Origin of the sequence: Jatrophihabitans sp., assembly GCF_036000465.1 — a bacterium.
GTDB lineage: Bacteria > Actinomycetota > Actinomycetes > Mycobacteriales > Jatrophihabitantaceae > Jatrophihabitans.
The window spans coordinates 67398-75629 of sequence record NZ_DASYFV010000008.1 but is presented as its reverse complement, the minus strand read 5'-3'; the positions used below and the strand labels follow the sequence as shown (position 1 = coordinate 75629).

At 72.2% G+C, this 8232-nt stretch carries 11 protein-coding genes; 4 read left to right on the top strand and 7 right to left on the bottom strand.

The genetic code is table 11. From position 1 onward, the window contains the following. A partial coding sequence (locus VGN18_RS02985; RefSeq protein WP_349259815.1) for an alcohol dehydrogenase catalytic domain-containing protein occupies window positions 1-926 on the bottom strand: 926 nt, incomplete at its 3' end. 152 nt (window positions 927-1078) lie between these two features. On the opposite strand from VGN18_RS02985, the gene VGN18_RS02980 reads away from it, so the two are divergent. Beyond that, a complete protein-coding gene (locus VGN18_RS02980; RefSeq protein WP_327538147.1) occupies window positions 1079-1927 on the top strand; it encodes an MOSC domain-containing protein in 849 nt (282 codons plus the stop codon). 13 nt (window positions 1928-1940) lie between these two features. Here VGN18_RS02980 and VGN18_RS02975 read toward each other — a convergent pair whose 3' ends face one another. Both VGN18_RS02975 and VGN18_RS02970 read right to left on the bottom strand, forming a co-directional pair. Beyond that, entirely contained in the window at window positions 1941-3056 is a 1116-nt protein-coding gene (locus VGN18_RS02975; protein ID WP_349259818.1) for an aminotransferase class I/II-fold pyridoxal phosphate-dependent enzyme, read from the bottom strand. 56 nt (window positions 3057-3112) lie between these two features. After that, entirely contained in the window at window positions 3113-3400 is a 288-nt protein-coding gene (locus tag VGN18_RS02970) for a DUF2087 domain-containing protein (RefSeq protein WP_327538145.1), read from the bottom strand. Between the two features lie 24 nt (window positions 3401-3424). On the opposite strand from VGN18_RS02970, the gene hisN reads away from it, so the two are divergent. Next, entirely contained in the window at window positions 3425-4231 is an 807-nt protein-coding gene (gene hisN, locus VGN18_RS02965) for a histidinol-phosphatase (protein WP_327538144.1), read from the top strand. On the opposite strand, the gene VGN18_RS02960 is transcribed toward hisN, so the two are convergent. Further along, window positions 4199-5236 carry an S-adenosylmethionine:tRNA ribosyltransferase-isomerase gene (locus tag VGN18_RS02960; protein WP_327538143.1) on the bottom strand — a complete coding sequence of 346 codons (1038 nt, stop codon included), beginning with the start codon at window positions 5234-5236 and terminating at the stop codon, window positions 4199-4201. The two genes, hisN and VGN18_RS02960, sit on opposite strands and share 33 nt — an antisense overlap. Window positions 5237-5258: 22 nt before the next feature. Continuing rightward, window positions 5259-5960: an SDR family NAD(P)-dependent oxidoreductase gene (locus tag VGN18_RS02955; RefSeq protein WP_327538142.1), complete on the bottom strand. Its 702-nt coding sequence runs from the start codon at window positions 5958-5960 to the stop codon at window positions 5259-5261. Between the two features lie 55 nt (window positions 5961-6015). Here VGN18_RS02955 and soxR point away from each other — a divergent pair, with 55 nt between their 5' ends. Continuing rightward, entirely contained in the window at window positions 6016-6486 is a 471-nt protein-coding gene (soxR, locus tag VGN18_RS02950) for a redox-sensitive transcriptional activator SoxR (RefSeq protein WP_349259817.1), read from the top strand. On the opposite strand, the gene VGN18_RS02945 is transcribed toward soxR, so the two are convergent. Beyond that, window positions 6464-6994, bottom strand: coding sequence for a YbaK/EbsC family protein (locus VGN18_RS02945; protein ID WP_327538140.1), 531 nt, complete (start codon window positions 6992-6994; stop codon window positions 6464-6466). The two genes, soxR and VGN18_RS02945, sit on opposite strands and share 23 nt — an antisense overlap. A 24-nt stretch (window positions 6995-7018) precedes the next feature. Between VGN18_RS02945 and VGN18_RS02940 the strand changes: the two genes are divergently transcribed. Next, entirely contained in the window at window positions 7019-7441 is a 423-nt protein-coding gene (locus VGN18_RS02940) for a CoA-binding protein (protein ID WP_327538139.1), read from the top strand. Here VGN18_RS02940 and VGN18_RS02935 read toward each other — a convergent pair. Beyond that, window positions 7422-8228, bottom strand: coding sequence for an NAD(P)H-dependent oxidoreductase (locus VGN18_RS02935; protein WP_327538138.1), 807 nt, complete (start codon window positions 8226-8228; stop codon window positions 7422-7424). The genes VGN18_RS02940 and VGN18_RS02935 overlap by 20 nt on opposite strands. Between the last annotated feature and the right edge of the window lie 4 nt (window positions 8229-8232).

Genomic DNA, 8232 nt, shown 5'->3' with positions numbered 1-8232 from the left:
TTCACCGTCTTCTTGTAGAGCGTGAGGATGGTGCCGGGCAACTGGATCGTCGGCGCCTCGAGCTTGTTCAGACCGGTCAGCACGATCGTGCTGCCCTTGCCCGTCGCCCCGAACGCAGCCCCGACGACCTCGGCCTCCATCAGCCCGACGGTGAGGATCGCCTTGTCCGCCATCACCCCACGGGTCAGGTCGGACACGAGAGCCTGTGCCTCCTCGGCCGTCGCGACGGCGTGCGTCGCGCCGAGTTCCATCGCCTTCTCGCGCTTGTTCTCCAGCGGGTCGACGGCGATGACGTTCTTCGCGCCGGCGTAGCGCGCGCCCTGCACGGCGTTGATGCCGATGCCGCCGACGCCGTACACGAGCACCGTCTCACCGGGACGGACGTCGGCCGCGTAGACCGCCGAGCCCCAGCCGGTCGGCACGCCGCACCCGACCAGCACCGCCTTGTCCAGCGGCAGGTCGTCGTCGACCTTGACCACGGAGTTCTGGTGGATCGTGCCGTACTGGCTGAACGTCCCCAGCATGCACATCGCGCCGTACTGGCCCTTCGGCCCGCTGATCGGGAAGCGCTCGCCGGGCAGGTAGCCCTCGAGGATCGTCGCGCCCATGTCGCAGATGGCCTGCTGGCCGGTCGCGCACCAGTGGCAGGTCCCGCAGTTCGGGATGAACGAGCACACCACGTGGTCGCCGACCTTCACCCGGGTGACGCCCGGGCCGACCTCCTCGATGATGCCGGCGCCCTCGTGCCCGAGCACCATCGGCAGCCGGGCCTCGAGGTCGCCGTGCGCGACGTGGATGTCGGAGTGGCACAGCCCCGCGTGGGTGTAGCGGATCAGCACCTCGCCGTCCTTCGGGCCGTCGAGCTCCAGCTCCTCGATCTCGATCGGTTTGCCGGCTTCGTACACGACTGCAGCCTTGGTCTTCATTGCGTGGCGCTCCCCCTTGGTGAATGGAACCCGGATACCGCTGAACCACCTTGTCCCCGATCGTGCTGCGAGCACGCTGCGATGTCCAGGTTCCACAGAAAACACACCGCTCGGACCTCGGCTTGTGGAGTGTCGATCGGTAGGGTGCCCAGGTGCCGCCCGTCGTCACCGCCCTCGCGCGGTACCCCGTGAAGTCCTGCCGCGGTCAGTCGCTGCTCGAGGCCGCGGTCGAGCCGTGGGGACTCGCGGGCGACCGGCGCTGGATGGTCGTCGACGCCGACGGATTCGTGATCACCGCACGCGAGGTGCACCGGCTGCTGCTCGTCGTGCCCGAGGTGACCGACCGCGGGCTGACCCTCACCGGTCCGGGCCTGGCGCCGCTGGAGATGCCGGCGCCGGACGGCACGCTGTCCACGACCGTGGACGTCTGGGGCTCGCGGGTCGAGGCGGCGAGCGCCGGAGCGGCGGCAGCGCAGTGGTTCACCGAGCTCGTCGGGCAACCCGCGCGTCTCGTCCACCTCGACGACCCCACACGGCGCGCGACCGATCCGCGCTACACGCGCCCGTCGGACCGGGTCTCCTTCGCCGACGCGTTCCCGCTGCTGCTGACCAGCGAGGCGTCCCTGGCCGCGCTCAACGAGTACATCGCGGCCGGCCCGCGCTCGGCGGAGGGTCCGTTGCCGATGACGCGGTTCCGTCCGAACGTGGTCGTCGACGGCGTGGACGCGTGGGACGAGGACTGCTGGCGCCACGTGCGGATCGGCGCGACGACGTTCCGCGCGGTCAAGGGCTGCGACCGGTGCGTCATGACCACGCTGGACCCGCAGACCGCCGCAAAGGGGATGGAGCCGATCGCCACCCTGGCCCGTCAGCGCAAGTGGGACGGCAAGACCTGGTTCGGGATCAACCTCGTCCCGGACACACCGCTCGGCAGGGTGCGGGTCGGAGACCAGGTGGAGGTGCTCGCCGCGGGCGATCCGGGGGCGGGACCGCTGCGCTGAGCTCGCGAGACGATCAGAGGACGGGCTGACGGCCCAGCCAGTCGCCCAACCAGGCGATGCCCTGCCCGATCTCGGCGGTGTCGCCGGCGAAGCACATGCGAACGAAGCGCCCCCCGTCGACGGGGTCGAAGTCGACGCCGGGCGCGAGGGCGACCCCGCATTCGGCAAGAGCCCGGAACACGAAGGACAGCGAGTCGTGCGTCCAGCGCGAGACGTCGGCGTAGACGTAGAACGCGCCGTCGGCCGGGGCGAGTCGGTCCAGGCCGATGAGCGGGAGCTGTTCGAGCGCCATCGCGCGGTTGGCCGCATAGCGCTCGACGTTCGCGTCGAGCTCGTCGTAGGCGTCGAACGCGGCCACCGCGGCGTGCTGCGACAGGGCCGGCGGGCAGATCGCGAAGTTTCCGGCCAGCCGGTCCACGCTGTCGGCGAGCTCGTCGGGTACGAGCAGCCAGCCGATGCGCCAGCCCGTCATCGAGAAGTACTTCGAGAAGCTGTTCACGACGATCGCGCGGCGGCTCGTGCGCCAGGCGGATGCGGCGGCCACGCCGAAGGTGATGCCGTGGTAGATCTCGTCGCTGACCAGGCGGGTGCCGTGCGCGTCGCACCACGCGGTCAGCGCTGCCAGCTCGGCGGCATCGACCATCGTCCCCGTCGGGTTCGCCGGCGAGGCCAGCACCAGCCCGTCCGGCGGCACGTCGAGCGCGTCGAGGTGCGCGACCGTCGGCTGGAACCGCGTGTCCGCGCCGCAGGGCAGCTCGACGACTCGGCAGCCGAGCGCGGCGAGCATGTTGCGGTAGGCCGGGTACCCGGGCCGCGCCATCGCGACCGTGTCGCCGGCGTCGAAGGCGGCCAGGAACGCGTAGAGGAACCCGCCGGAGGACCCCGTCGTGACCGCCACGCTCGCAGCATCGACGTCGATGCCGTCCGTGTGCCGGTAGTGCGCGGCGATCGCCTCGCGCAACGGAGGAATCCCCAGTGCGTTCGTGTAACCGATGCGATCGGCCTCGAGCGCTGCGGCCGCGGCACGACGCACCGCCACCGGTGCCGGAGTCGACGGCTGGCCCGCCGACAGGTCGATCACCGGCAGCCCGGCCGCGCGCCGCGCAACGACCGCATCGATCACGCGCATCACCTGGAACGCGGGTACCCCACCACGCGCGCTGATCCGGCCGTCGATCTGCCCGGTCACATGTCCACCCGTCCACCGATGCGCCAGTACTCCCCGGCCGAGCGCTCGAGCAGGCGGGCGTCGACGAGGTACCGGCGCAGCGCCGCGACGTCCTGCGGCCAGATCTGCCGCAGCGTCAGATTGACGTCGGGCTCGAGGTAGCGGCGGCCCGGCTCGAAGTGCTGCACGATCTGCTCGAGGACGATCTGCCGCTTGCGTCCCGGCCGGGGCATCGACGTGAGCCGCTCGTCGCGGAAGTAGGACCGGAGTACCTTGGCGGTCTCCTCCGGGGTCGGCTCGGTCATGCCCCCGACGGTAACGTGCAGCGCGTGACGGGCGGCGACTACACCGAGGATCTGGCCCTCGCGATCCGTCTGGCCGACGCAGCCGACGCGATCACCCGCGAGCGCTTCGGCGCCGCCGACCTGGTCGTCGAGACCAAGCCGGACCTCACCCCGGTCAGCGACGCCGACCGTGCCGTCGAGCGCGCGATCCGGCAGGTGCTCGCCGAGGCCCGTCCGGACGACGCGGTCTCCGGCGAGGAGTACGGCTCGGGTGACAGCACGGTCGCGCGACGCTGGGTGATCGACCCGATCGACGGCACGAAGAACTTCGTCCGGGCGGTTCCGGTCTGGGCCACGCTGATCGCCCTGCTGGACGGCTCCACGCCGGTCGTGGGCATGGTGTCCTCGCCGGCGCTCGGTCGGCGATGGTGGGCCGTCCAGGGCGGCGGGGCGTGGACGTCTGCGCTCGGCTCCCCCGCGCGGCGGTTGTCGGTGTCGCGCGTCGGCGAGCTGGCCGACGCCAGTCTGTCCTACTCCTCGCTGTCGGGCTGGCGTGACCTCGGCCGCCGTGACGCCTTCCTCGCGCTGATGGACTCGTGCTGGCGAACTCGTGCCTACGGCGACTTCTGGTCCTACATGCTGCTTGCCGAGGGCGCTGTCGACCTGGCCGCCGAGCCCGAGCTCTCGCTGTGGGACATGGCCGCGCTCGCCCCGGTCGTCACCGAGGCGGGCGGGCGGTTCAGCGGACTGGACGGCGTCGAGGGCGTCCACTCCGGCAGCGCGGCCGCCAGCAACGGACTGTTGCACGACGCACTGCTCTCACGCATCGGCGATGCGGCGTTCCGGCAGTAGCAGGCAGCTGTCGCCGAACTCGTGCCAGAGGTACTCCGCCCGGCGCGCCTCGGCGTAGGCGCTCTCGACCAACTCGGCCCCGGCGACAGCCTGGAGCAGTTGCAGGTGCGATGCGCCGGGCGCGTGCCAGCCGGTCACCAGGCCGTCGACCACGCGGGCGGGGCGGTCCGGGCCGAGGACGAGGTCCGTCCAGCCCTGCGCCGCCCGCACGATCCCGTCGGCGTCCACTGCGGACTCCAGCGCGCGGGTGACCGTCGTGCCGACCCCGACGATGCGTCCGCCCCAGGCGCGGGTGGTGTTCACCGCGCGAGCGGTCACCGCGTCGACGCGGAACCGTTCCGGCTGCGGCGGCTCACCCGCCTCCGGCGACGACACCCCCGTGTGCAGCAGGACGGGTGAGACGCCGATGCCCCTCGTGACGAGCTCGGTGACGATCTCGGCCGTGAACGGCCGGCCGGCACTCGGCATCTCGGCACTGCCCGGCTCGCGCGCGAAGACGGTCTGGTAGGCCGCGGCGGGGTACCGCCCGGGCACGTAGCCGTAGCGGATCGGCCGGCCGACCCTGGCAAGGTAGGCCACCACACCCCCGTCGACCGGAACCCGGGCCCGCCAGAGCCGCCGCTGGCCGGCGGGGTGCGCCGCGAGGACGGTGAGCACGACGCCGTCCGGCAGCGTGACCCGCTCGCCGACACGCAGGTCGCCGACCGGTCCCTGCGCCCGCCGTGCCGGACGGACCTCGACCACCCAGTCACCGCCGTCCAACGCGGTGGCGAAGTGGACGGTGACCCGGCCGCCGGTGTCACGCACGCCGTCGACGGCGGCCGACAGGGTGCCGGAGGTGTTCACGACGACGAGGTCACCGGGCTCGAGGAAGTCACCGATCCGGTCGAAGCGCGCGTGCTGCAGCCGGCCGGGGCCGGCCACGAGCAGGCGCACCGCGTCGCGCCGCGCGGGTGGCGCGGACGCCTCGAGCCGGTGCGGCAGGTCGAAGACGGGGCTTGTCATCGGTTCGCTCCGCAAGCGTCGCTCATCGGCTGACCGCCGGGACGAGCCAGTCGCTGGCCCGGTGCCGACCGCTCGCCGGACGCTCGTCCAGCAGGCGCAGCAGTCCCGGCACCACGGCCGCGGGCAACGGACGGTCGGAGATGTCCTCGCCCGGGAATGCGCGCTGGTGCATCGCGGTGCGCATGTCCCCCGGGTCGACCGCGTAGACGCGCAGCCGAGGCTCCTCGACCGCCAGGACCGCCGACACCTGGTCCAGGGCGGCCTTCGACGACCCGTAGCCGCCCCACCCTTCGTAGGCCTCGACGGCCGCGTCGGAGCTGATGTCCAGAACGGTTCCCTCGCTCGTCCGAAGCAGCGGGACGAGCAACTGCAGCAGGGCGACCGGAGCGACGACATTCGTCTCGAAGACCGCGCGCAGCGCCTCGAGCGGATACGACGTGATCGCGGGCAACGGGCTCGGACCCAGCTCGCTCGCGTTGTTCACGAGCAGGTCCAGCCGGCCGAACACGTCCACCGCCGCGGCGAGCGAGGACCGGTGCGCCGGGTCGGTGACGTCCCCGGCGACCGTGACGGCGGTCGGAAGTTCGGTGGCGACCGAGCCGAGGCGGGCCGGATCGCGGCCGTCGAGAACGAGCTGCCAGCCGCGGTCGGCCAGGCCGTGCGCAAGCGCTCGACCGAGGCCCTGCGAGGCGCCCGTGATCAGAGCAACAGGATTCGATGTCATGCAGCTCATGGTTATAGTTGAAGTCAACTTGAGGTCAAGGGAGAGCGAGATATTGATGCGTAGTACGGACCTGCTCACCGTCGGCGAGGTCGCCGAGCGCAGCGGGATGGCGCCGTCCGCGCTGCGGTACTACGAGCAGGAAGGCCTGATCAGCGCGACGCGCACGACGGGCAACCAGCGCCGCTACCAGCGGCACGTCCTGCGGCGCCTGGCATTCATCCGCGCTGCCCGCAATGTCGGCCTGACCCTGGAGGAGGTTTCCGCCGCTCTGGCGACCTTGCCGGACAACCGCAACCCGACCAAGGCGGACTGGACCCGGCTGTCACGCACCTGGCGCGACCGCCTGGACGAGCAGATCGCCGCTTTGCGGAAGCTGCGGGACGGGCTCGACTCGTGCATCGGGTGCGGGTGCCTGTCCTTGCAGCGGTGCGCGGTGTCCAACCCGGCCGACATCATGGGCAGCCAGGGCTCGGGGGCCCGCTACCTCCCCCGTCCGCTGCGGGTCAGCTCGCCAGGCCGTCGATGACCTCGGCACCAGGCAGTTCGGCGAGGACGACCGGGGCCACGGCGATCTTCGAGCGGCGCAGCCCGCTGCCGATCACGACCACCTCTCGGTCGAGCACCGCCCGGTCGACGAGCACGGGCCAACCGTCGGGCAGGCCGATCGGGGTGATGCCGCCGTACTCCATGCCGGTCAGGACGATCGCGTCCTCCATCGCGGCGAAGGACGCCTTCTTGGCGCCGAGGCGACGGCGCACGGTGCCGTTGACATCGGCACGCGTCGTCGCGAGCACGACGCATGCCGCGTAGCTCACGGATTCGCCGCGCCGACCGGCGATGACCACGCAGTTGGCGGAATCCTCCGGGGCGACCCCGTAGTGCTCGCAGAAGGCCGCGGTATCGGCGAGATCGGCGTCGATCGGCGCGGCGAGCACAGCCGCCGATGTCGGCCAGGCGGCGAGCGCTCGCGCCACCGGATCGGCCACCAGGAAGTCGGTCGGGTTCTGCCAGTCGAGAGATCCAGGTCCGGTCACCCGTCCGACCCTAATGTGGAGAGCATGACCGAGACCGACAGCGTGGTGGAGAAGATCCTGCGGACCTACGACACGATCACCGTCGTGGGTGCGAGCGCCGCGCCCGAGAAGGCGGCCCATCGCGTGCCGGCGCACATGCAGGCCCACGGCTGGCGCATCGTGCCGGTGAATCCGCGCGCGGACACGATCCTCGGCGAGCCGGTGTTCCGCACGCTGGCAGACGTGCCCGAACAGGTCGGCCTCGTGGACGTGTTCCGCCCGTCGGGGCAGACCCCGGACATCGCGCGGCAGGCGGTCGCGGCCGGCGCGAGCGCGCTGTGGTTGCAGCTGGGCATCGCGTCGGCCGAGGCGCGGGCCATCGCGCAGGACGCGGGACTGCTCTACGTCGAGGACCGGTGCCTGATCATCGAGCAGCGCCGCCTCGGGCTCAGCGCGCCGACGCCCTAGCGCTCGCCCGCCAGGTCGCGAATTCCATCAACTGCCCGGCGAGCACCTGCAACGCGCCGGCGACCTGCGGGTCGTCGAGCCCCTGCTCGGCCGAGTTGACCGTGACCCCGAGCGGTGTCGGCCACCCGCGCAGCGCATGGATGGCCGAGCGCACAGACACGAGCGCGGTGCCGGACGCCTGCCAGCCCGCCGCCGTCACGATCACCCCGACGGCCCGTCCGTCCAGGTAGGGACGGACGTCGTCGCGCAGCAACTCGAGGTGGTCGAGGGCGTTCTTCACCAGCCCGGACATCCCGCCGTGGTAGCCGGGCGTGCCGATGATCACGCAATCCGCGGCCCGCACCGCCTCGACGAGCTCGGAGGACTCGCCGGGGTCGATGTCGTCGCTGTAGATCGGCAGCGACGACAGCGCCGGGCCCATCACCGACACGGTGCGCGCACCGAGCGCGGCGACCTGGTCGAGGCAGCGCTCGACCAGCAGGTTGGTGAGCGAGCCCGGCCGGGTCGAGCCGCCGATCCCGACGATCAGCGGCGCGCTGCCGCCCGCGAACGGGGGCAGGACGTCGACCTCGGCGCCGGCGTGCAGGCGCGTAGTGTCACCGGCCTGCTGACCGTCCACGAGAAAAGACGCGACGGCGCAGACCTGACGCAGTTCCGGTCGGGCCGCGAGGGCCGCGCGCAGCTCGCCGACGGTGCCCGCCGTCGCCGTCTCGCTGCCGTGGCCGGCCGCACGCTGCGCCCCGGCCCAGAAGCGGACGGTCACCTGCGGGGCGTCGACATCGGGCACCGCT